Below are 23,438 nucleotides of genomic sequence, written 5' to 3'. Positions count from 1 at the left end.
TTCTGGGTGTTTCGAAGGAGCAAGACCGCGGGTGGCAAGGATATGGAAACCTTAGTTGCTCGGTTGAACCTGTTCTCCCGGTGATTGTTACCGACGCTCCAACATGAGCAGGTATGCCACTACATTCGCGAGTGTCCGAGCTGCGCTTTCTTCATCCCGAGCAGCAAGTGCTATCCACGGCCACGGCACCCATCGATCCCCGCCAGCCAATTCAATGAGTAATTTCGTCGGCCAAGGAAACACTGGGTCGTCCCCACTACCCGTTAATGGCCAAGGGGTCACTGCATCATTCGGGTCGATTTGGATCTTGCTATCAGGATCTACTTCGAAACCCGACGGCCCCGCTATGCCCGAGAACAGACGATTTAACCCTTCAGGAGAAATTTTGTAAGCATTCGTTTGGCCTGTCGGTGAACCGCAGACCGTCATGCCCGCCCTTTTAGAGGGACGTTTTTGCTCTGAAAGCACGTTTCCCGATCCTATCAAGGTTTCGAGTTCCGTACGCATCTTTGACAAGGTTATCTCATGAGCTTGGGGCGGTTCACACTGAATTGTGCCGTCCGCCTTATAGACCCAGATGCTTGTCATTTTTTTCTCCCCAGAGCCTGATCGCATCGACATAAAAAGCACATCGCCACGAGAATGCGAGTCGTTTCTCAGACTATCCTCTGGTTGCAATGATCTTCCAACTTTAGAGCTGAGCATTTGGCAACTTCAAACAGTCTTGGTTACCAAGGAAAACCTACTGGGGGCTGTAAGATGAAAAAAGCGGGCACCTCAGTTGCCAAGTTTGCTTTGAACCGTTTCAGCCCAATTTCACGACGGCAAGCCGACCATGACACAGGCGCCGATTGCAAGGTTGTGAGATTCGTTCTCACACGCCGTTATCAAAAATGTCAGTGTGGCGCCGGCCAAAAATTTTCTCTCCCAAGAAAAGCGTTTCTTTACTGCGAGTTATAAATCGTCGGGCGAAGAGGAACGTTTTGGCCAGAGATTGCCGATTGCCCTCGGCCTTGTTCGCGGTCACGCTTTCTAATAGCGAAACAAGACGAGCTCGTTATGACGACTGATGGCGCCGGGATAACTGGAATAAATTACGTAGACGCTACATGCCGCCGCCCTCTGGGTGGACATCCAGGGTGGGTCGAATTCGGCGCTTTGCGAACTGACATAAACCTTCCCACCTTTGGGAGAACTGAAGCCAAGCAATATCTTTATTTTACTAGCCAAGAGGTCCGCTCTCTTCGAGAGTCAGAGTTGACGGGCGACCACCTAATTGTCGTGCCTTTGCCGGAAGGGTGTCTTTGGGATGAAATTTGGGATTCTCTCTTCGTCTGTTCACTAAGGCAGCTTCCCGCATTCACGGCCACGCTGATAAGCGGTCGGGAAAAGATTGAGGGACGTGGTGGAAGAGTACAAACTCTCAAACAATCCTTCGTTGAAATTCAGACATCGTTGCACCTGGCGATGAGCCACAGCATTCACGACGAACAGGCTCATCGCTCAAATGCTATGATCAACGTCAGCGCTGCGATTGAAGATTTTCTCCTTTGGCTTGAGGAGAACCGACACATCGATATCAGGGGATGGGCTTTGCGTTTGTCGGAAGATGGTATTGAAATATCAGGGCGTTTAAATATTCGGCATGACTGTTTCCATCACATCGAGCTAGGCCACGACTGCAAGATCGAGGATGTCATCCGCGCGATCTATGATCACCGGGTTTCTTTGGAACAGCACCTATTCTACTTGATGGCTAAGCGAGAACATCCGGATGACTACAGCTTCAGCGACAGGCTGGAAGCGGATTGCCTAGCAGCGTAATCGACAGGCTACGCGCCGGCACGCTGTATCGTTACAATGGCGATCTAACGAACCGCGCGATCGGGGTCGTCGATTTGACGGCCCCCGATGGCGCTCTGGATCACGACAGATTATTGCGCATTACCGCATACCGAGTGTTTTCTCGAACGGTTGCGGCTTCGTCTGAATTCAGTTCGATTGCAGTGAGGATATCCAAATGACGGCGGAGATTGATTGCGGCGAGGAAATCGCCGACGATCTTAAGAGCCGCAATTGAGTTTTCTGCTATTAGCCAGCGCTTTAGGATACTTGGAAGGCGCTCCGGCGGATCGCCCCTCCGAATTGATCGCTCGACCATGTAATGTGCATCACCGAGATGATAATCCTTGCCCACGAAAGAGCGGAGCTTTTCAATAAGGGCCTCGTCATCCACTTCACCCGCCGTAGCAAACTTTGGGGACAAAAATTGATCGAGAAACTCTCGCCGCCAGCTGAAGAGGCCAGCGCGATTGCAGGCCGTCCAAATGTGTTCAATTTCCATTTCGTCTAGATGCGAGAGGTAGGGCTTGATTGCCTCAAGGCGCGAAACAGTGACTTCGCCAAGCGACTCGGTGCCTCCGACTTGCCACGTGGATGTCAAAAACTTAAGAATTTCCGCGATATTTCCGCTTTCGGCCAATTGCCTATGGACACGCGACAACAACTCAGCGCGAGCGACATACAAGGCGACGTGCACGAACTGGCGGATTTTACTCAATATATCCCAATGTTTGGTGAGGAGTTTTTCTGCCTCGGTCGGGCGCATTTTCAGGACTACCTCTGGGATGAAATGGTTCGAGGCCCAATCGACCCTGGTAGCTCCATTAGCCCACCTGGAAAATTCAGCGTCCAAAATCTCGAACTCGGCGCCATCCCACGAATTGCGCAAGCACGCCCACCAGCTGTGATTCAAATCTAGAGCGTCTAGCCGTTCACCAATCTCGGTAAGTGAAGTCCTGTCGCCCAGTTCGGCGCGGCGGCGGAGTGCCCCGTCGTAGAGAGGGTCTGTTCGAGCTACGTCCTGAAGAGCAGGGACATCTTCGGCAGTTGCTATGTCATACCATACCGCGAAAGTTTGCTTTCGAACCAGCCAATCTTCGAGCGGGTTTTTCCAACTGGCCATCAAAGCATTGCGGGTTTCCACACTATATGGAGAATGTTTCGAGCTCATTCGCCGGGTCATGTCAGAGAAAAAGAATGTCTCCTCGCCTTTCGCCTCTCGCTCTCTCGAAATATCGGCACGCCAGTTTGCGTAGCTCAACAGCGCATTGGGGTCATCGATGCTGGCAAATAATTGAGATTTAATGAGATCGGCAATTTTACCGCCCTTCTTCGCCCGTTCAATCAGGTATCCAATAATGGGTTTAGGCATGCGTCTTTTAAAAGCGTGAACGATGGAGCTGTCCGCTAGTAGCCCATCACCCTCGCCTTCCGCTCGGGCAGCCTCATGGCTCTCCCATGCATCGAGGACCGAATCGAGATAACGAGAAGGATCTCGATAGCCACATTGCGCCAACGGCCAGAAATACCTTGATACGTCAGAGCTACCCACCCTATGCCACGAATCCAGCATAGGATCCGCGAGCTCCGGTAAGCCCAGTTCGCCAGAAAAATTCAGATAGCCGGTGATCCTGTCACGGTCGGTTTCCACTGACAGTGCGTTGGTGATCGCTCCAATCAACACATCGGGGTGGCGGACCCGTGCGTGGGCGACTAAGTCATCGCGATACGTGTAGTGCAACGAAGGTTTGTTGCTGAAGCAAAATGATGCACCTGAAATGGCATCTCCGTTCCTGAGCCCTGCGGCGCTCAAGGCCCAGGTTCTCTTAGGAAACAATTTGCACAGTCCTAAGATATGGGACGACTCGATACGGCTTAGAACGAGCTGAATTTCCCAACGTAGACTTTCGGACGCGCTTGATCTCCCAATCGGGCTCGACAACCAGTTGCGAAGAGCCTCCACCACCATCAGGCATTGGCGTTCGTCCCCGCCAATTGCGGCTCCCAGTGCGAATGCAAGCGCCAGTGGATTTAGTTGATCGGCAAGCAGCAATAGGTCTTTTGAGATAACGGGCAGAACCAGGGCCTCACCCAAAAAATCCGCATAATATGGCTCACGCCAGATCTCGCGGGGAAGTTCCCCTGTATTCATTTTCGTTCGGAGAGCCTTCGAAAGTAAAGCCGCCCGGACCCGATCATGTCGGAACTGAAGTCTGAACCCCAATCGTTCTTCCGAAACGCTAAGGATCCGTTTCTGGTTGGTCAGACGACGCAACGCGCTGAGACTGTCCGCCGAATTCGCGAACCAATCGACTACGTCTCGCCAGGTGGGGTCCAGATTGCGGTTCTCGAGCATATGATATGCAAGCGCTTCAAGCGCGACGCTCAAGTCCCACGATGTCGCAGCGGCATCTGTAGCCTCGCTGCATGCCTTCGACATGAATGATGCCAATATCCCTTCAGGCGACTGGCCGAAGTTTTCTGCTGGATCCCAAAGCCCGATCAACAGTGGGTCATAGCCGAGTGACTTTGTCACCTCACCTGCAGACAACTTGGTGAGTTCGATTCCGGCCCGCTCGGCAAGTCGTAGTGCAGCAGTCACTGCCTCGCTTTTGATAAATCCACCTGCTGATATGATATTTCCTTGCAGAATATGGAGTAGTGCTTGATCAACCCGCTCCAAAGTCTCGGGCCAAACGGGAACGATCAAATGAAAATTTGATAGCTTGCCCCTCGGGTCCGTACCCCACCCGCAAACCTTTTTCACCAGCTCCGTGCGGTTAGGCAAATGATTGATGTCGTCGATTATCACAAGTAGTGGAGCATTCCTTGCTGTTGCTAAGGCTTCGTTGCCGCAGTGGGGAGAGAGCCCCGGAGACATCGCCTGAAGGTAGTTTGCGATTGCAGAAGAAGCCGTCGTTGCTTGAACCCCGTCCTGGTGTAACCAGAGGCCTTGGTTACCGAGGCCGACCCAGAGAGAAAGGAGATCAGCGCAGAAGGTCGATTTCCCAGAACCAGATGGCATCGACAAAAATGTGAAGCCCGGTTTTGAAACACGCGCTTGAACTTGTTCTTGAAAAACACGTCCCACCCGGCTTTTCGGATCATTAGATATATGTGCGTCGTAAGAACGTGAACTTTCAGCTGAAATCTCATTCAACCGATCGAGGGAAAGCCGAACTTGGTTCACGCCCAAATGATGGAATCTGATCCACTGTCCGTCCTCATCGATGTCCAGAAAATCAGCAATCTCTGATTGTTCGAGAATACGAACCGTAAATCCGCGTCGTTTCGCCAGCGCATGAACTTCTCTAACCAGGTCCTGGCGAGGGATCCGGTTTGTCGTCAAATAAAGGCTCATACCAATGCCAGGGTTCTTCAGGCGTTCTTCCAGAAGTATCCCCCAAGCCTTTTCGACATCCCCGTCCGGGCCAAGCCATTTATCGCGCAATGAAGATCGGTCTGTAATGCTGTGCTGGTGGACAACGAGATGACCGCCGTTCGCCGAAGCAACGGCTATGCCATCGACTGGCGCCCGCACGGTTTTACCATCGGAATTGACACCTACATGGATGATGGTTCCCGAAAGCCTGCAGTGCCGGCGAAGTACGGCTGTGGCCAACCGCTCGAACACTGCCGGATCACTGATGGCTTCGAGCCTTTGGTGGCTATCGCCCAGCATTAGAAATTTCAACCTCTTGGCGACTCGGGGCGTAAGGAAATCATATTAGGCTACCCGTTGCCCGGAGATAATCTCATCGGCGCTGCTGATTTGCAGTGTTAACAGGAATCGCAGGCTTTCCAGATGAGGAGTCCCGATGCCTCTCGTCGACTTAGCTGTCACGGCTCATTCCTACTCAGCCGCACAACGCACCTGAAGCCGTGGCTAGCTCAACTGTCAACTGTCTGGGGATGTCGGGCTGCCGGACGGTACTGGCGACGGTAGTTTGGGCTCAAAGATGCGAGCCGCCTTTCAAACCTTCCACGGCATCGGGTCAAGAACGCTAATGCTTTCGCGCTTGGATATCGCCCTGCGATACGGGTCCTGTTCTGCAATTCAGACGGAAAAAATAACGAAGCCGGATTTTCTTTGGGCATTTGTGAGGCTAGTCCGTAGAGATTCAGTGTAGCCAAGGACCCGGATATTCAACTGTCGGACCTTTTGCCCTAGTAAACTTACGCCGGGATCCTCCAGTTCCCGCTTCTGCGGTTTGACCGCTAAAGGTGATCTGCAAGAAAATCGATAAATGCCCTGGAGGCCTGTGGAAGATAGCGTCTTGAAACGTAGAGCGCATAAATATCTAAAACCTCTGGTTGCCATTCAGGCAGCACGAGTTCCAGGTCGCCATTATCGACATCGGTATCTGCTGCGAAATGAGGTAGAATTGCTATACCGAGACCAGCGATAGCGGCACGTCGCAGCACTGCGGCATCATTCGCTTGGATTCCGCCTCCAACGTTGACCACGGCTTTCTTATTCGACGTAGCCAATGACCACTCGTCGCCCCCCATATGTGGGTACGTAAGGCACCGATGGTCGGCGAGGTCTGCTGGCGATTCCGGCTTGGTTCGCGCCTGTAGATAGCTAGGTGACGCATAAAGTCCTGAGGGACATGCTGCCAGTTTTCGACCAATTAACGCAGGATCTGGCGTAGCGGTAACCCTGATAGCGATATCGATACGATCCTGGACCATATCAATTGTACGATCGCCGATCTGCATATCGATTTTGATGCGTGGAAATCGGTCGGTGAACTCACCCAGCAGAGCGATAAGACGAGTCTCCACGAAAATCGCAGGTGCGGCGACGCGCAATGTTCCGTGAGGACCGTCCGCATCGACGGCCTTCGCTGCGATAGCATCGCTAATCGCTACCAGTTGCTGACAGAGCCCCAGCACGCGCTCGCCCCCGGATGTTAGACTAAGTCGGCGAGTTGTCCGATGGAGAAGTCGGGTCCCGGTCCATTTCTCTATTTCGGCGATATATCTTGTCGCCATTGCTCTGGACATTCCAAGCTCGGCGGCGGCCGCCGAAGCACTCCCCCGCGCTACGGCCTCAATCAACACCGTGGCGGCGGTCACTCGGTCCATTTGCTCGATCCATGCAACATTAAGGTCCAGAACGCCCCGTTTATTTTTGAGTTTTGCAACATTAACATGGCATGAAAAGGAGATCCTTGGTAATGCCAGATATCGAGTTTCAATATTTCTTCGATCCGTTTTGTGGTTGGTGCTATGCGAGCGCTCAGGCGCTGGACGGTTTGACGAGGGTCCACGGCGACAGATTACGAATGATGCCTTCAGGATTGTTTGTAGGTCCTCGGCCAGTTTCTTCGATTGCGGAACACGCGTGGCGCAATGATCAGCGCATTGCCCAGCTGACCGGCCAGCCCTTTACTGCCACGTATCATAACAATGTGCTGCTGGCTCCAAATGGCATTTTTGACTCAGGTCCAGCCACGAAGGCAATGGTCGCATTGGGCCAGATCGATCCAGCGCTTGAACCGCAATTCCTTCACGTCGCCCAAACGGAAAGATACGTTAGAGGCATAGATACCTCCAAGGAAGCAGAGGTGTCGGTCCTGGCTAGCGAGGTAGCGGTTCAAGCTGGTTTCGCTTTGGATGTGGCGACGTTGTTGGACCGGTTAAAGAACGATAGCGACCTTCATTCAACGGTCCAAGAGCGCATTATGTCGTCGGTGAAACGGATGACAGATTTGGGCATCCGCGGAGTTCCCCAGTTAGTCGTTGTTATAGCTGGAGCGTCGCATACGATTGACGGAGGCTCTCTGTATCAGGGTTGGGCCCAGCTTTCCTTGGCACTACAGAAGCTACCGGGATACAATTAGAGGTCGAGGAAGACAATTTATTCGCTTGACGGAGAAGCAAATATTCAACTTTAATATGCTCATCTCGGCTGGAGGTGAGTTATGGCGACAATCCCTGTTGAACCGATCCTCGCAGTAGCAATCCCAACCCAAGAGTTTGGGATTGCGTTGCTCGATATGGATGCCGAGACAAAAGAAAAAGCCGGGATTGCAAATCTAAGCTTGGCTGAAATTATCAACACCATAACCGACGTTGGTAGCGGACTTCTATTGATCCAGCACTTAGGCATGACTGGCGGCTACTACATTAAGGAAGCCGCCAACGGGACGAAGTACGTGATTATCAAGGGTCATGCCAGCCTGCGCCCGTATCTGAAAGGTACCAGGTACCTAACGGAAAATCCGAAGGTTCTCAGAGTAGGGATCGGGCCAATCGGCAGCTACGCAGCTCTTAGATCAAATTTCATAATCGCGACTACTGTATATGCGGCTGAGGACGTGATCAAATTCTGTTATGATGACGACTATACGCTGGATTACTTAGCGTCAGACCTTGTCGTTCAAGGCGCCACCACGGCTATCGCCGGTTATGCAGGCACGCTGGTAACAAACCTTCTGTTCGCCGGGGCGATGGGCACGTTCATGGGTATGGCATTGCCCGCGGTCGGTGCGGGCTTGGTTGTTGGGGCGGTCGTGGGCTACCTGGTCCAGAACCAGGCCGATGAGCTTCAAATCCAAGCCACACTCGCTCAGGCCATGAGAGCAACCGCGAACGCATTTAATGGAGGTTGGATTAAGCCGGAGCAGCCGATTACGAATCCCCAGAACAGATTTGACTCTGATGAGTCTCGCCCACCGCGGGACGATCCCGAACCACGCGAACCGCCGGATTACGACGATTATGATTGGCCTTTTTGGGAGAGAGACGACCGTGAGGAGCCAGACGTCGACTTCAAGGGATGGCAAGGCCCCTCTTCAGAAGAACTGGAGCGACGTCTTAACGAGGACGGCTCAAACTGAGTGCGATTTGACTATTGCCTGACCACCGGAATATCTTGCGTTGGCATATCGGGCTCAGGAATGCCTCTACTCCAAAGCTGATCCAGATCGCTCTGATACGAGTTCGTCATTGCAACATCCGAAAGGACGGCGACGTTCTCGAAGTTCAGTCTGAAACTACCTGCCTTGAGGTGGGGCGAGCCAGTTATTACGACGGCCTTTTCCTGCGACTTCGCGAAGATAAGCCTCGTGTGCAATGTGTTGGTGAAGGCGTCATCGCCCTTATGATTTGTTTGCAGGTAGCGTACTTCGACGCCTGGTTTGGCCAGTAGGGTGGCGAGCGGCAGCGCCTCTTGATAACTTATAACCCCAACGCGTTCCTGCTTTTTCAGCGCCCAATAATAATCATCGTCGAGAATGATCCTGACCTTAGCGCTTGTTTGGTTCAATGCGTTGATGATTGCTGGTTCTGTGAGGAGCTGTGGGACAATGGTAAGTTCGCTGGCACTTGTAATTGTTTTGACGATGGTATCTCGATAGCTGTCATCATCCGATGGCAGCATCGAGAAGCGAATATTTTCTTCGCCTGCTGAAGCTCCCCAGCTCGAAACACACCCACGATAGAGGCTCGCCACATAGGACACCGCCAATTCCGGCACGCCAGCGTTTTCGTAGAGCGTATCGAAGATGCAGTAGAGCTGTCGTTCCAACGAACTGCCTATGGGACGTTGAAATACGATCCAGTCTTCGATGTTAGCGTAAAGTGAACGGCTGAAGTTGCCGCTACCGGCGGCCATAACGACCTGGTTATTATCGAGCCTCATCCACACGAGCTTGGTGTGAAGGATGTTGACCCGGCCACGTCTGCAAACGGCGGTTTCGCTGTCGTTGGCAGCAGCGTCATTGGCTTCATCACCACCAAAAACGTTGCATCCTACCTCCAGAAACCGAGGAATGATGGGGCAACTTTCCATTGCCGCAGTAAACTCCGGAGACAAGTGTTCGCGACCCGTGCTTGTCTGATTGAAGATCGTCAGCTTTGCGTCGGAAGTGTAATGCTGGACGCAGATCCAGCGGGCGACTTCAGGAGAAGAGAAATAGAATGCCGAAAGGCGCAGGTCTTGAATGGTCCTGCCGGAGAGACGAGCCTTGAGCTCGCTGATCAGCCGTGAGCTCTCGGCTGCATCTGCCTTGAAATCTTTAGCTGTGCAGAACACCTCCCCCCTTGTGGATGTAATGTTCAAACCAGAGTCGGAGGTCGTGGGCGTAATGAGCTGACGTGTCTGGCAAGTCGGAATTGATATGAAAGCGCTGTCTGCGGCATATGAAATCCCGAAGAAGGCCAGCCACAGGAACCCAAGTAGGCTGAGTTTATGCATCATCGTTCCCGCATTGCTGAGCTAAACGCCACGATACTTGTTGTTGAACATGCTCAAGGACCCAAGCATTCTCTTGAAACACGGTCGATTTAGTTTGCCTGAACGTGCCGGCTATGGTGCCAAAAGCCTTGTATGCCTCGATCGACTGCAAGAAAGCTGTCGCACCCTTTGGGCCATCACCTTTGGAAAAAATATCACGAGCATCGCTGAGATGTTTATACCCGTCGAAGAAATCAGCTTTAATGGGTCGAGAGGCGCCGTGCGCACCTTGTCGCCGGCCCCACTCATAAAGGAGGTTTCCGATACCATGTTGCCCTGGATCCTCTTGGGCGAACACAACCTCTCCGATATTTGCCAGGTCCATAACGCCGCTACATAGCGTGCAGGACTCCAAGGTTGTGTACACCTTGAACCCGACAAGCAGATCGTCGTAGTTCGCTCGAGTGGTACCTGCGCGATATTGCTCGGAATTCCGGATTTCGACGGTTCTGGCGATCGCGCGGGTTTCGGCATGGGCCAGTGGATTGTTCTCACGACGATTTTGGTTAAGTGCAAAGCATACAATCTCGTTTCGTCCATTGACGACAAACGCACCGATGTTGTGGCCGCCGTACTCACAGAAGTCATGGCCAGGGAAAGCCTCGGCGTAAGCCGCTCGCGTTTCCTTCCTCGATCGATCGATAGCCCAGCGTTCGTAGACCAGCGCACATAGGCCGCCCAAGAAAAATGAATGGCGCTCTTTCTCAACGTCAGTGAGTTGAAATATCGGGGCTTCGATATTCGCTGGGATTTCGGTTGCTGCGAACCCACGGCCAGCACAGCCGCAAGCGGCGACACTCGATAGAAGTGTTTTCCCAAGAAACTGCCGTCGAGACCACATGCGTGAAGATCCGATGAGGTGATCGCTTTCTATACAACTTCAGATAAATGACTGCAACTTTGTGTTTCGAGTACCAACCACTCCGGCTCCTGAGCGTCGATCCTCCCCATCCGACGTTATCCGTCTGTCCCTGCTGCCCTACGCCACCGCGAGTTGGATAAGTGGCGCTTCTGGATCGGTGCGACCGGCTTCGGTGGCCCTTGCAAAGAGCCATGCTGTGACAACGGGATCCAGGAGACCATGTACGAACATCGACTCCCAATTGTTTGGAGAACTGTGTGCTCGATCACGATAGCCTAGTTGAACATTCAGAGCGTCCACCAAGCTCTGCTCGGTCGCCGGTATGAAATTGAAGGTGCCAATTATAGACGGTGGATGCCGGAGGAGCTTCGTCCATTGATCACCCATCCAATTCAAGATTCCCGTCTTTTTGACAATAGCATTGAGATGAAACTCTACAGGCAAAAAATGCTCGTGACCGACATCTAGAATAATTTCGATGTCGAGGTCGATCGTTGGACCGGGGTCCCGAATTTTCGCCGAAAACAATCGCTCGTCTAGGCATGCATCATAATACGGATGGAGAATCCGAGCCCCTGCGGTATTGCCCCGCAAAGTTACCCCCTTCTTGAGATTACAGTCGCACGCCGGCACCAAATTGCGGGTGAACACCGCAAACGCTGGATGGTTCTCTTTCGGGAAGACGTGATCAAGTGAGCTGGAATGGAATGACCCGCACATAGAGCATGGAAGGGCGATATACCGCTCGCGCATCTTCGTGATCTCATCGAGCACCTTAGGCGGTTTCTTGTAGTGTTTTCTGAGCCACGACGCCAATGCATCTGGTATCGCCACATGAGCAACCGCTTCGGCATTTCCACCCGCGCCCTCGTATTGTGTATAGCCGGACCTGATCGCAGCGACGTGCCCTCTGAGAAGTGGAAAGCTTCCAAGCCGCCGTTGCTGCGCTGCAGCCTCAATAGCCGCAACGTCATCAAAGATTGGTAGTGGGAGTTTGCGCATTATCGGCCGATCTTCGCACGTAAACGGTTGAGAAATTCGAGCGAAAGTTCGCTTTGGTAGCTCTCCAGCACTTCCTCCCAAGGAAGCCCGTCACTTCGTATTTTTGCTTCGAGCTCCTGTGCAAGGTAGGAGGGCTCATCCTCGCCAAACACAAAATGCGAAATCTCGCCAATATTTGCACCGAAAGTGGCAAGCCTCGGCCGCTGGATGTCGATACCGCCCTCGCCGTCGTCCCTCAAGATCGATATCTGCTCTCGAAAGACCTCGCGGAGGAAGTATACCGAGTGTGTGGCAATAATTGCCGATGAGCCCGTTTCTGATAGCAACCGGTTCAATATTTGGACAAACTGTGAAATGAAATTTGGGTGGAGATGGGTTTCCGGTTCATCGAAAAGTAAGAGAGAGCCGTTTTCGATCTCAAGGCTTACGAACGCGGCGAAGCGCAAGAACGAGATTTCCCCGCTACTCAGCCGAAGCGCCTTACCGTTGGCGATGCGAACTGGGTCCCGTCTGGTGCTGAGCTTTCCGTAACGCTCGAGTCGTCGCTCCTCGCTGCCACGGTTGAGCCCGCTAATGGGGACCGGAGTGCCATCTTGCATCAACAGGGATATTGGGCCTGATGAATTCAGCCCCTCGACTGCTGTGCGGAAGATATCCCATCTGGATCGACCGACAATCTCATCGTCACGACGAGCTACCTGAATGATTGCATCAACTACAGAGGGGACACGCCGGGTGCCAGACGAGCGGGCAAGTGCAAACCGCGAATAGCGAACATATTGCCTCTTGCGTGCCGTAGTTGGAAATACGGATAGAGATTCCTTTGTTGGTGCAAAGGCCAGCAACCGATTAAACTGGGCACGTTCGCCTGTGGCAGGGTCTTGGAGACCCTCGCCACGCAACGCATATTCAGCAATTTTTGTTAGAGTTTGGCTCTTGCCTACACCGTTCTTCCCGATCAGAACCGCGAGATGCTTTGGTAAATAGCCCGTCTGATCGAAATTAAACTGCAGTTCGTGCCTGTTAGCGAAAGCGTCCAATTTGAAATCGAGCGCAATGGCCGAAGACATCCTGCCCTTCTCTTCATACTCCAACCCTCGCAGGATCGAGCCCGCATTGTGATAAGCAAAAAACGCCTCGGCCGTTCTGGTGAGCGACATCCGGAACACTTGGGTCTGAGGCGCCGATTTGAGGACAGGCGATTGAGGTTGAAATTCACGCAACGATACGAGATCGCCTATGCTCAACAGGATGTCGCGTGCATTCTCAATTCCTAGATTTTTGACCAGATACCGGTAGATTTCGAGTTCCGGCGCCAGAGTGAAGAACGGCGGAAAGTCGGTTGCAAAGATGTCCTTCGATGCTTTTCGCTCGATTAGATCAGCGCCGTTAAACTCACTTTCAGTAGGTTGAACGAACCCAATCATTGAGTTGAAATCAATCGCGCAAAACCAATCGCTTCGTCGGACAAAAACTTTAACGCGTGTCTTGAACCGGAAATCGTCGAACCGATCTCCCGACGGAGCGATTAGTATCGTATTGTCCGGTATTTCATGTGCATCTTGTGGAGCCTTAGCCTGAAAAACGATGGTAAAGCCGCCACTGCGGTTGTCGGTATTTGGCTCGTCCGTCATTATCCCACTCGATATGAATCATTTTTCAAGAAGGCTATAACGATTACAACCTTTCGGCGCAATTACAGATATCCACCCATCAATTGAATGGGTTACTACGAATTTGTCATGCAATTGATCTGTCACCCCCCATGCCTCGTGAGCGCTGAATGACTTTAGGAAGAGACCAGCATTGGCGGCGCAAGTAGCACGCCGCCGACCGGCAGATGTGCCAGATCAGGTCTGTCAGGAACGCATCACGCACCAACAAGACCCGAATGGCCTTCGCAGTCATGCAACTCGGCTTTCCCGCTGCCCAGTGGCGCCTACGAACGGTCGGATCCAAGCCGGACCCTACCTCGCCACGGGTCTATTAGTAACCGACCGTGAAGCGTTGTCGGACATTCCTTGGGTTTTCGATCTCGTCCAAGAGTGCGACGGCGTAGTCCTCGTATGAGATCCAGCTCTTGCCTTTGTCGCTCGTCAAAAGCATGTCTTGACCTAAACGGAACTTCCCAGTTCGCTCGCCAGCGGTGAACAACGCCGACGGGCTCAACATCGTCCAGTTCAACCTTGGCGTCTCTTTCAACTTTTCGAGTAACACCTTCCCCTTCAATGCCTCCTCGCGTGCGAACTCCGGGAAATGGGGCGTGTCGATATGTAATTTTCCCGGCTCTGCGTAGAGGCTACCGGCGCCACCGACCACTAGGTAGCGCTCCACACCTGATTGCAACACGGCATCGATCAACATATCAGGATTGCTCGCCCGGAAACCAACGGAACTGATCACCGCGTCGTGCCCGTTTAGCTTCGGAGCAAGGTCGCCGACTGTGTTCGCATCTCCGACTACAGCGCTGAGGTTATCCCGGGCTAAGACTTTGGATGTGTCCCGAGCGATAGCTGTAACGATGTGTCCACGGCTTAGTGCTTCGTCCACCAAGCGTGAGCCAACGTTACCGCTGGCGCCAATTATTGCGATTTTCATGATTGTTCCTTTTCCCGGAGACGCTCCGTCCGCGGCGTGAGATTCGACGTTGATCTTAGGGTTTTCATCTTAAACGGATTGCGGATTGCGTTCAGCGAACCCCCGTTGATGCCAGTATGGATAGGGCGCCGGTGTTGCGGTTGCCTCGTCCAACCTTCTTATCTGGTCGGTTGTAAGGGACCAGTCGAGGGCACCAAGGTTCTCGCGCAATTGAGCCTCATTCCTTGCGCCAATCAGGACACTTGCTACCGTAGGGCGCTGAAGCAACCAGTCTAGTGAGATTTGTGGAACGGTCTTCCCCGTTTCTTCAGCAATTTCCTCGATTGCGTCAACGACCTTAAAAAGGCGCTCATTCTCAACTGGGGGCCGTAATCCGCGGTTTTATGTAGTCTGCTGATTTCTGGGACCGGAGCGCCGCGGCGCAACTTTCCCGTTAATCGTCCCCACCCCAGAGGGCTCCAGACAATAGCTGAGACATTCTGGTCGATGCCAAGGGGCATCAGTTCCCACTCGTAGTCGCGACCGATTAGGGAGTAGTAGGCTTGGTGGGCTACATAACGCGGGAGACCGTACTTTTCAGACACAGCAAGCGACTTTGCTAGGTGCCACCCTGAAAAGTTCGATACACCAACGTACCGCACCTTCCCCACGCGAACCAGATCATCAAGGGTCTGCAAGACGTCCTCAATGGGCGCTAATGCGTCAAACCCATGGAGCTGAAATAGGTCGATGTGATCAGAGCCGAGTCGTCTGAGCGCTTTGTCGACAGCGTCAAGAAGATGGTGCCTTGACGAGCCTACGTCATTCGCGCCCGTCCCACTCCGAAAAGTCGCCTTCGTCGAAATAATGACTTGATCACGACGGCCTTTTACGGCCTGGCCAAGGATTTCCTCTCTAAGACCATCGGAATAAACATCCGCAGCGTCAAACATCGTCACGCCCGCTTCAAGGCAAATGTCGACGAGACGCCTCGCACCCTCGGCGTCAGTCGTTCCCCAGGCCTTGAACATTTCATTTCCACCACCGAACGTTCCGGTACCGAAACTTAACGCTGGCACCTTCAATCCTGAAGCACCAAGCCGTCGATATTCCATCATAAGCCAATCTCCCTTGAACAAGGCCTAGCAAGCTGACGTTCAAAGTGGTAGTTACCATTTAGAACCAGCTCTAGATAAGAGAGTGGATTTGTATAGTAAATTAGGCAGGTTAAACTCACGTGGTTACTTCTAGAGAACTGACCCGCGCCGAAAAGCGGTCTATCAAGCCAAGGAAAAAGGCTGATTGCGCAATCCGGGATGTTTTGGACCGCATAGGCGACAAATGGAGCTACCTCATCATCCTAAAGCTGGCTGATCGCCCACACAGATTTGGAGAACTGCGGAAGGAAATTGAAGACATCTCCCAACGGATGCTCACCGAAACCTTGCGAAGTTTGCAGCGAGACGGTCTAGTCGATCGAACGGTTCATTCCACAATGCCGCTCAGCGTAGGCTATTCCCTCACTGACATGGGGCGCTCACTCCAGGAGCCAATGCGGGGCTTGGTGCGATGGGCTGACGATTGTTTGGCTTCGATCGAGAATGCGCGGCAGGCTTTTGACAATGGTGAGATATGAGCGCTCCTGCGCTTGTCGCACGAATTCGGCAGACGCAGCTAAAGCGAGAGATTGGCTGTCCCGCCTCCAAAATTTTCTTTGAGCGGTTCATTGAAGTAGACAACCAATTCGCGGGAAGAAAATTTCCATCCATCGTCTGTTCGCTCAAGGTGATCGAGATAGTGTCCAGAGCAGAGATGGAGTGTTCCGTTCATAACGTATCGGTAGTCCAGCCCGACTCTGCCGGAAGCCCTATCGCCGTCTACGGTGATGGTGCCATTATAACAAATGTGCCAAGAAAGGCCGGCTACTTTCGCTGTCGTTTCGATCATGAGCGCTTTTATCTCTTGCCTCCCCACAACCTCTGAGAACCCTTGAACCGCGCGTCTTCCGTGTACAGATTGCTTGCCTCTTCCCATTTTTGATCATCGACAAGGTGGCAGAATAGAGATCGCAGTTCAGCAATCGCAATCGCGTCAATCGTGTCTTGGTCGGTTGTCAACGTCATACCTCCGCTTTTGGCACCATGATAGCGATGCCGAGCTCAGCCAAACCTCTGACCACGGCGCATTTCAGCTCTCTTCGTGAACGAACCGTCATCGGTGCGATCGCCGGAGACGGTCTAACATCATTGGGTGCCGATACGAGTTGAGATTTTTGCGAGCTGCTCGGTCTTAGCGATACAGCATACCCCTGGGGCTGAGCATATTTCGGAAACAGAAGTTGGGATTATTGGGTATGCGAGCGCTCTTCCCAAAGTATTGGTTCTAAGCAGTATCCTTCCGAATTTTTCTATCAAACAGCAAACTATGCACGTTTTAAGGGAAGACAGGTTCAAAATTGCCGCTATCATCCGGCGACGCGATACCTGGGGGAAGCATATGAGCAACGAAATCAAGCTGCCTGACTTCAGTGCCGAACAATTTCGCCTTCAGGCGTCGCCGCCGGAATGCGATATGATCATGAAAGGCGGTATTACGTCTGGGATCGTATATCCGTACGCCGTCTTGCAGATCGCTACCAAATTTAGACTTCGTTCGCTGGGTGGCACATCGGCGGGCGCGATAGCGGCGGCGTTTGCCGCTGCTGCAGAGTACGGGCGCCAGAACAGGCGCCCACAAGCGTTTCTTGTTCTCAAGTCATACTGTGATGAGCTGCCTGATCGCCTTAGAACTTTGTTTCAGGCGTCACCTCAGCTCTCTGAAACGATGTCACTGGTTGAGAAGGTTTCTACGAATGGAATCCCTGCACTAACACGACCGATTGCTACCTCTGCCGTTTGCGGTGCGGTCGCAGGGGCATTGATCTTGGCTGCGCTTTCTTTTTGGTTGAAACCGGACACATACGCTTCATCCATTGCTGGCGTGCTGGGAATTCTCGTGGGCGGTTTAGCAGGCGTCGCATATAAAGCTCATCAGACGGTCGTTCGCCCTCTCCTTAAAGCTTGGCGCGGCCTCCCGAGCAACGACTATGGTTTTTGCACCGGCCTTAAGCAGCCAGGGCACGAGGAGCCGGCCCTTACCGATTGGATGCATCGAGCAATCCAGGATATCGCCTTCGGTGATCCTGACCATAAGAAGCCACTCACATTCGGGGATCTAAGAGGGCCTGATCCGCGTAGCCCGATCATCAACTTGCGGGTTGTGACTACAAATCTATCGATGCGCCGCCCCCATACGCTACCTAAGCTGGGTGTGCGGGCAGGCTTCTTCCCAGCCAAGTGGGATAAGCTCTTTCCGGAGCCAGTGATGCGATACCTGTACGGAGGCGGCTCACGGCCATGGAGACGGCATAAAAATGCATGGGTGTTCCCTTCGGAGAACGATTTGCCCGTCGTCGTTGCCGTGCGAATGTCGCTTAGCTTTCCAGTGCTTTTCGCGACCGTACCCCTTCAGGTCGAAGATCAGGAATTGCCCTCCATTGTAAAGTCGCTAGGCGGCAAACCGTACAAGCGAATTAGGACTGCCCTCTTCTCCGATGGTGGCATCAGCAGCAACTTTCCCATTCACATGTTCGACGCCCCTCTTCCAACTCGACCGACGTTTGCGTTTAGCCTTGAAGAAATTTTATGGAATGAGAATGAGCTCACGACGCGCGTCGCACTCCCACGCACTGCGAGCGAAGGAATGGGTGTTCAAATCAAGGTAATCCAATCGTTCGGTGATTTTGCTTGGCAGGTGCTGAATTCTGCCAAGGATTGGCAGGATCAGCTTCTCTCTGAGATCACCGGTCAGCGTGAACGGGTCGCCCGGATATTTCTGACAAAAAAGGAGGGAGGATTAAATTTGTCAATGACGCCTTCGGTTTCGCGCCAATTGATGGCCTGGGGCTATGAAGCCGGCCGCAAATTTACAGATGGGGAATTTGACTTCGAGGAGCATAAGTGGCGCCGCTTCCTCGCGATGTACGGACGGTTGGAGGGTTACCTGGATGCAACAGAAAAGATTTGGACCGAGAACTTCCAAAAATGGTATTCGGCCTATGCCAATAACGCCAAGACGTACAAGCGCCTTACCAAGACGGACCGAGCCACAATGCTCCACGAAATGGAAGCAATTGTCTCGGCTGCGCGAAGCAAGAGTTTTATCATTCCAGACCGGGAAGAAAAGTTGCCGAAGCGATCCGGCGTCCTCAAGATCGGTACAGATTTCTAGGACCTAGCGCCAACGCAAAAAGGCAGCGTGGGCATTTAGCCTGCTGCTCATACGCAAATAAAGGATCGATGGGCGGCCCATCGATCTCAATTGCAGAGGATAACACCCTCAATACTAATTCTATTCATTTCTTCCACCGTCGTGCTATCGTTAAACGTGCAGCATAGCGCCTGAATATCAAAATAGTTATCCCCTTCCCTAAAGTCAATAAGTTGAGGTCAGCGTGTCTAGTGTACCGACAATTAAAATTGCATTTCAAGGTGGCGGGGCCAAACTGATAGCCATGTTACCAGCAGCGGCGGCATTCAAAAAGTGCCATGACGACGGTACGATATGTATTTCTACGGTTTCCGGCGCCTCCGCGGGCTCCATATGCGCCGCCTTGATAGCAAGCGAGATCAACTTCAATCATGTTATCAACTTCTTGCGACTGACTGGCCTTGGAAGCATTGATCGGATTGTCTCTCAAGATGCAAAGCGCCTGTCAGAGATAGTCAACGAGAGCTGGTGGGGGAAAACAAAGCAAATTGCAGCAAACTTGCCCTTTATTTATCGCGTTCTGCTAGGCGGACATCCCATCCTTGATGAGCGCGAGTTCGCTAAATTTATCAAGGGCTTATTCGAGAGTGCTCGCTATAAGAAAGTTGAAGACACAAAGATTAAGCTCTTTATAAACGCGTCTGATATTGTTCAGCAGGAAAACCGATACATCGAAAAGGGATATATCCATGACGCTGTCATTGACTCAGCGTCAATACCCCTCGCGTTTCGGTCGTTTCGTGCTTTGAGCCGCACCCACGTGGTCGATGGTGGCTTATGTCAAAACCTACCGGCCGATATTCTGTTAAAGGATTCTGAAACTGCAGATCAGCCAATCTTCGCAGTTTTTCCTGAAATTGCCGATGAACGCCGCGAAATCAGTAATATCCTTCAGTATTGCTTTGCGTTGTTCTCGGCATCCATCACACACAACGTGCAGCGATCACGCGATCAAATTTCAAAAGCTTTCTCTATAGGGGTTCCATGTAACTACAATACATTCGATTTTGCTGAGGCCCTACGAACCCTAAAGGATGAAAACTGGTACATCCGGTCGTTCATGGAGTATGAAGCCCAGATCCGGGATTTTGCTCGAAATTACGGAACGCTTCAGTCGCAAAGCCATTTCCGCTTTTCAGATATCGACTCCAAACGTGAGTACATCGACGCTGTACAGGCCCTTACGGACAACTACCTCGATTACGTCGACTACAAATACACGCGATTCCATGTCGTCGTGAATTGTGACCGGTTTATTATGGATGACGACATCAGTTTTCACCGGCCTGCAGACAATATAGTGAAAACCGCACGGTTCGAAGTTAAAAAGGCCGGATTTCATTACTTTCGATCATTCTTGGGGGCGGATACACAAAGCAATACCGCTCGTCCTGCTATATGGACCGCAAGAAACCTAACCAAGAAGATTGAGTTGGACATAACGGTCCTCGCGCTTAATCGAAGCAAAGGGGCGCCCCCGGGATCAGGCCCGGCGTGCGTGGTTATGTTCAAAAAAGCCGAAACTACGATAGAGGTGGGCGACGAGATTGAGATTGTCGACAGCTCTTATGCCAGGGATGGCATGCTGGACATGAACAAAAGGCGCAACGACTCGATCGGCATTATGAACTCCCATGATATTTCTGTCGGCAAAGTCGAGTTGGTAATCACGTATCCGAAAAGATTGGGAAACTACCGAATGATTAATATGATCGAAGACGACTCTCTGGGCGACAGTTATGTCACGCCGATCGTTTTTGATGACGGAGAGCTTCGCAACCTCTCTCCAGAATTGAATATCATTGGGCTACAAACTGAAAAGCTCCCGCCAAATAGGCGATTTGTTGGGCTGGCCGTACGCTCGTAACAATTTAAGCAGTTAGAAGTTGTTACCGTGGCTAAACCCATAATTGAAATGCAACATACTTTATGATCCTCTTGCGATCGCGCTCGAGAGCTTGGAGGGATGGGTGAGCAAGTCTTTTAAGACCGGTGCCAGCGGTGGTCTTTTCCATACGTTGCTGAAGGAAGAGCGGGATTTGATCGCAAAGAGAAGGGTTGCTGCGGGGGTTGAGAACTCTGAAGTGACGACTGGCCTCGCCCTTTCCGGAGGTGGCATCAGAAGTGCCACTTTCTGCTTGGGTGTTCTGCAGGCACTGAGTGAACGCGGACTGATGCCACGTTTTGACTATCTATCGACGGTCTCAGGTGGCAGCTACATCGGCGGTTTCTTCGGTGCGCTGTTTGTGCCAGAGACCTATCGCGCGACAGCCACGTCGGAAGTGCCGCGCAAAGTGTTCGATAAAAAGAAACCGCTTCAGAGTGCCTTGGGCCTGGAGGCAGTGCGCAGGCTACGGGATTCCGGCCGTTATCTGACCCCGTCTGGAACTAGCGACGCTTTCTATGGCGCGGCGGTCGTCATGAGAAATTGGGCGGCGGTTCAAACAGTGATCGGCATCACACTTCTGATGTTCCTTTGGGCTGTCCGGATGGCTGACGGCGCGGTGCTAACGGCTTTTGGACATTCACCAGACATGACGGGGTTCTGGTACAGCCCGGCACTGCTATTCGTATCATGGCTTAGTCTTGCATTCCTGATGGGATTTGGTTCGTCCTATTGGCTTACCCGGCGTGACTGGATTCCTGGGTCGCGCCTCCTTCGTGTGATCAGCAACCTTTATTTCTGGATGGCACTGATCTTAAATGGCTTCTGCGGTTACCTCGTTTACGGAGCGGCTACAAACCCGCAAGTCAGTCAACCGATCGCGTTATCCGCCCTCTGCGTTCATGTATCGGTATTTCTCACAATTAGCCTTTTGGCGTTTTTCTATGCGGAGTTAAGGGTCGGCCGCCCCAAGGTTCTGAAAACCGGCGCCGCTGCCAACGACTACCAGTTTTTGATTGCGGCTGAAGATCGAGTAAGGTCGAAATTGAGCGACTGGCTATCGACTAGCCTGATCATATTCCTCTCGCTTGTAGTGCTGTCAGCGCTTGATGTGCTTGGCTACGCCGTCATGATTGGGGTGAGCGCATTCTGGACTGCATTGAGCGACGTTGCGGCGGGGCACGTGTCGTTTGCTAGTGTTGCGAGCCTTATTGGTTCGGCTTGGCCAGTATTGGTCGCTGCGGTTCCACCGCTATTCAGCTATATCGCAAGGCGCCAATTGCGCCGTCACGAGGCCGAGAAGCTTGCCGACGCGAACGGGACGAAGCTTGAGGGTCGGAACTCCACGGTTTTTGTTTTAGCCGGTAGCATCGTAGTCGGCTCCTGGGTCATTCTTTGGAGTGCCGGCACCCATTGGCTTTTTCCCAAAGTCGAGCCATTCGGTTTCGTTGCGTTTGCCGTGTTGATCGCGCTGGCCGCAGTAAACATTGGCCAGTCGCTCTGCTTTTCGTTCATCAACCTCTCTTCGCTGTCGACCTTCTATGCCGCTCGGCTCCGACGGGCGTATCTGGGCGCATCGAGTTACGGTAACAAGTTTACGAATGTCAGGCAGGACGATCCCGAAGACACGATCAGGGTTGAGGATTATTACTATGGTATCGTGGAGAATGGCGCACCCCTCCATCTGATCAACCTGACGATTGCCGAAACCATCGCGGGGACATCCAACCTCGTTGCACGCGATCGCAAGGGTAAGCCGATGCACCTGTCTCCAGGTGGCATAATCTACGAGGGTGACGAGCCAGGAACCTTTTGCGCTGGCCGCATGAATGACTGTGAAGAATTGCCACTTGCCAACTGGATCGCCATATCGGGCGCTGCTGTGTCCGCGGCTATCGGTTCAGGGACTTCCCTGGGCACATCCATTCTGGCGACGATGGCCAATGTCCGTCTTGGATACTGGTGGAAGGCTCGGCATGCTGAGGACCCAAGAGATTTCTTATGGGCAAATCCGAAAGACAATGTCCAAAACTATCTGTTTTTGGAACTCCGTGGGGCCTTTGACGGAACGAGGCGTGACCGCTGGTACCTAACTGATGGAGGTCATTTCGAGAACACTGGTATCTACAGCCTTCTGCAGCGTGAGGTAGATTACATTGTCGCCTGCGATAATGGCGCGGACCCGACTTATGACATGGTCGATATCCTCCGGCTTGTGCAGCGGAGCCGAATTGACTTGAGAGCAAACATCACCTTCCTCGATAAGGAAGCTCTCGATATCAAACTGGGATCGGGGTCGGCATTGGCGGGCGTCATAGGAACCTTTGCTGACCTAGCGAAGCTAGCCAACCAGTCTCAGGCGGGAGGCCCCGTCGCCACCATCGCGGAGATCGCTTATGAGAGCGGAAAGAAAGGCACATTGCTCCTGATCAAACCGCGGTTGACTTTCACCGAACCGCCGGAGCTGCTTGCCTATCGCCGCAAGCCCGGCGGCAAGGACTTCCCGCAGCAGACAACTGGTGACCAATTTTTTGACGAAGAGCAGTGGGAAGCCTATCGCAGGCTGGGAGAATATTGGACCGAACGGTTGTTCGCGACGCCATCGCAAACAACCGACAATCATTGGTTTCCTGCGTCATTGAAGCCGTAAAACGAGCTCGCTAGTGCGGTTTCGACGACAGGACAAATCCTTAGATAATCGAAAAGGCTCATAGACC

15 protein-coding genes and 2 pseudogenes are annotated in these 23,438 nt (G+C 52.6%); 7 read left to right on the top strand and 10 right to left on the bottom strand.

Going from position 1 to position 23,438, the window contains the following annotated elements; translation table 11 throughout:
- Window positions 1–87: 87 nt before the first annotated feature.
- Window positions 88–588 (bottom strand): hypothetical protein, encoded by a 501-nt coding sequence (locus ACSQ3J_RS11920; RefSeq protein ID WP_436039208.1) that lies wholly within the window; start codon window positions 586–588, stop codon window positions 88–90.
- A gap of 471 nt (window positions 589–1,059) precedes the next feature.
- Between ACSQ3J_RS11920 and ACSQ3J_RS11915 the strand changes: the two genes are divergently transcribed.
- Window positions 1,060–1,824 (top strand): hypothetical protein, encoded by a 765-nt coding sequence (locus ACSQ3J_RS11915; protein ID WP_436039206.1) that lies wholly within the window; start codon window positions 1,060–1,062, stop codon window positions 1,822–1,824.
- Window positions 1,825–1,924: 100 nt separating this feature from the next.
- On the opposite strand, the gene ACSQ3J_RS11910 is transcribed toward ACSQ3J_RS11915, so the two are convergent.
- Together ACSQ3J_RS11910 and ACSQ3J_RS11905 are read right to left on the bottom strand one after the other, a co-directional pair.
- On the bottom strand, window positions 1,925–5,524 hold the full coding sequence (locus ACSQ3J_RS11910) for a hypothetical protein (protein ID WP_436039204.1): 3,600 nt from the start codon (window positions 5,522–5,524) through the stop codon (window positions 1,925–1,927).
- Window positions 5,525–6,060: 536 nt separating this feature from the next.
- Window positions 6,061–6,933: a LysR family transcriptional regulator gene (locus tag ACSQ3J_RS11905; protein ID WP_436039202.1), complete on the bottom strand. Its 873-nt coding sequence runs from the start codon at window positions 6,931–6,933 to the stop codon at window positions 6,061–6,063.
- 92 nt (window positions 6,934–7,025) lie between these two features.
- On the opposite strand from ACSQ3J_RS11905, the gene ACSQ3J_RS11900 reads away from it, so the two are divergent.
- Together ACSQ3J_RS11900 and ACSQ3J_RS11895 are read left to right on the top strand one after the other, a co-directional pair.
- A complete protein-coding gene (locus tag ACSQ3J_RS11900) occupies window positions 7,026–7,691 on the top strand; it encodes a DsbA family protein (protein ID WP_436039200.1) in 666 nt (221 codons plus the stop codon).
- 81 nt (window positions 7,692–7,772) lie between these two features.
- Complete coding sequence (locus tag ACSQ3J_RS11895; protein ID WP_436039198.1) at window positions 7,773–8,690, top strand: hypothetical protein; 918 nt, start codon at window positions 7,773–7,775, stop codon at window positions 8,688–8,690.
- An 11-nt stretch (window positions 8,691–8,701) separates the two neighbouring features.
- Here the strand turns inward: ACSQ3J_RS11895 and ACSQ3J_RS11890 are convergent, their stop codons facing one another.
- The 6 genes and pseudogenes from ACSQ3J_RS11890 to ACSQ3J_RS11865 form a co-directional block, all read right to left on the bottom strand.
- Complete coding sequence (locus ACSQ3J_RS11890; protein ID WP_436039196.1) at window positions 8,702–10,048, bottom strand: phospholipase D-like domain-containing protein; 1,347 nt, start codon at window positions 10,046–10,048, stop codon at window positions 8,702–8,704.
- Complete coding sequence (locus ACSQ3J_RS11885) at window positions 10,041–10,928, bottom strand: deaminase (protein WP_436039194.1); 888 nt, start codon at window positions 10,926–10,928, stop codon at window positions 10,041–10,043. The genes ACSQ3J_RS11890 and ACSQ3J_RS11885 overlap by 8 nt, the downstream gene beginning before the upstream one ends.
- Before the next feature lie 138 nt (window positions 10,929–11,066).
- A complete protein-coding gene (locus ACSQ3J_RS11880) occupies window positions 11,067–11,951 on the bottom strand; it encodes a hypothetical protein (RefSeq protein WP_436039192.1) in 885 nt (294 codons plus the stop codon).
- Entirely contained in the window at window positions 11,951–13,585 is a 1,635-nt protein-coding gene (locus ACSQ3J_RS11875) for an AAA family ATPase (protein ID WP_436039190.1), read from the bottom strand. Before ACSQ3J_RS11875 ends, ACSQ3J_RS11880 begins: the two co-directional genes overlap by 1 nt.
- A 352-nt stretch (window positions 13,586–13,937) precedes the next feature.
- Complete coding sequence (locus tag ACSQ3J_RS11870; RefSeq protein WP_436039247.1) at window positions 13,938–14,552, bottom strand: NAD(P)-dependent oxidoreductase; 615 nt, start codon at window positions 14,550–14,552, stop codon at window positions 13,938–13,940.
- A gap of 66 nt (window positions 14,553–14,618) precedes the next feature.
- A pseudogene (locus ACSQ3J_RS11865) lies at window positions 14,619–15,643 on the bottom strand (aldo/keto reductase).
- A gap of 122 nt (window positions 15,644–15,765) precedes the next feature.
- On the opposite strand from ACSQ3J_RS11865, the gene ACSQ3J_RS11860 reads away from it, so the two are divergent.
- A complete protein-coding gene (locus tag ACSQ3J_RS11860) occupies window positions 15,766–16,164 on the top strand; it encodes a winged helix-turn-helix transcriptional regulator (protein ID WP_436039188.1) in 399 nt (132 codons plus the stop codon).
- Window positions 16,165–16,202: 38 nt separating this feature from the next.
- Here ACSQ3J_RS11860 and ACSQ3J_RS11855 read toward each other — a convergent pair.
- A pseudogene (locus ACSQ3J_RS11855) lies at window positions 16,203–16,651 on the bottom strand (nuclear transport factor 2 family protein).
- A 373-nt stretch (window positions 16,652–17,024) separates the two neighbouring features.
- Between ACSQ3J_RS11855 and ACSQ3J_RS11850 the strand changes: the two are divergent.
- The 3 genes from ACSQ3J_RS11850 to ACSQ3J_RS11840 all read left to right on the top strand — a co-directional run bounded on the left by ACSQ3J_RS11850 (window position 17,025) and on the right by ACSQ3J_RS11840 (window position 23,371).
- Window positions 17,025–18,797, top strand: coding sequence for a patatin-like phospholipase family protein (locus ACSQ3J_RS11850; RefSeq protein WP_436039186.1), 1,773 nt, complete (start codon window positions 17,025–17,027; stop codon window positions 18,795–18,797).
- A 223-nt stretch (window positions 18,798–19,020) separates the two neighbouring features.
- Complete coding sequence (locus ACSQ3J_RS11845) at window positions 19,021–20,703, top strand: patatin-like phospholipase family protein (protein ID WP_436039184.1); 1,683 nt, start codon at window positions 19,021–19,023, stop codon at window positions 20,701–20,703.
- 103 nt (window positions 20,704–20,806) lie between these two features.
- On the top strand, window positions 20,807–23,371 hold the full coding sequence (locus tag ACSQ3J_RS11840; RefSeq protein ID WP_436039183.1) for a patatin-like phospholipase family protein: 2,565 nt from the start codon (window positions 20,807–20,809) through the stop codon (window positions 23,369–23,371).
- Window positions 23,372–23,438: the final 67 nt, after the last annotated feature.

This window comes from Rhizobium sp. LjRoot98, assembly GCF_964252935.1.
In the GTDB taxonomy this organism is placed as follows: domain Bacteria; phylum Pseudomonadota; class Alphaproteobacteria; order Rhizobiales; family Rhizobiaceae; genus Pararhizobium.
The sequence above is the reverse complement of the archived record's forward strand: the minus strand, read 5'-3'. Positions and strand labels throughout refer to the sequence as shown.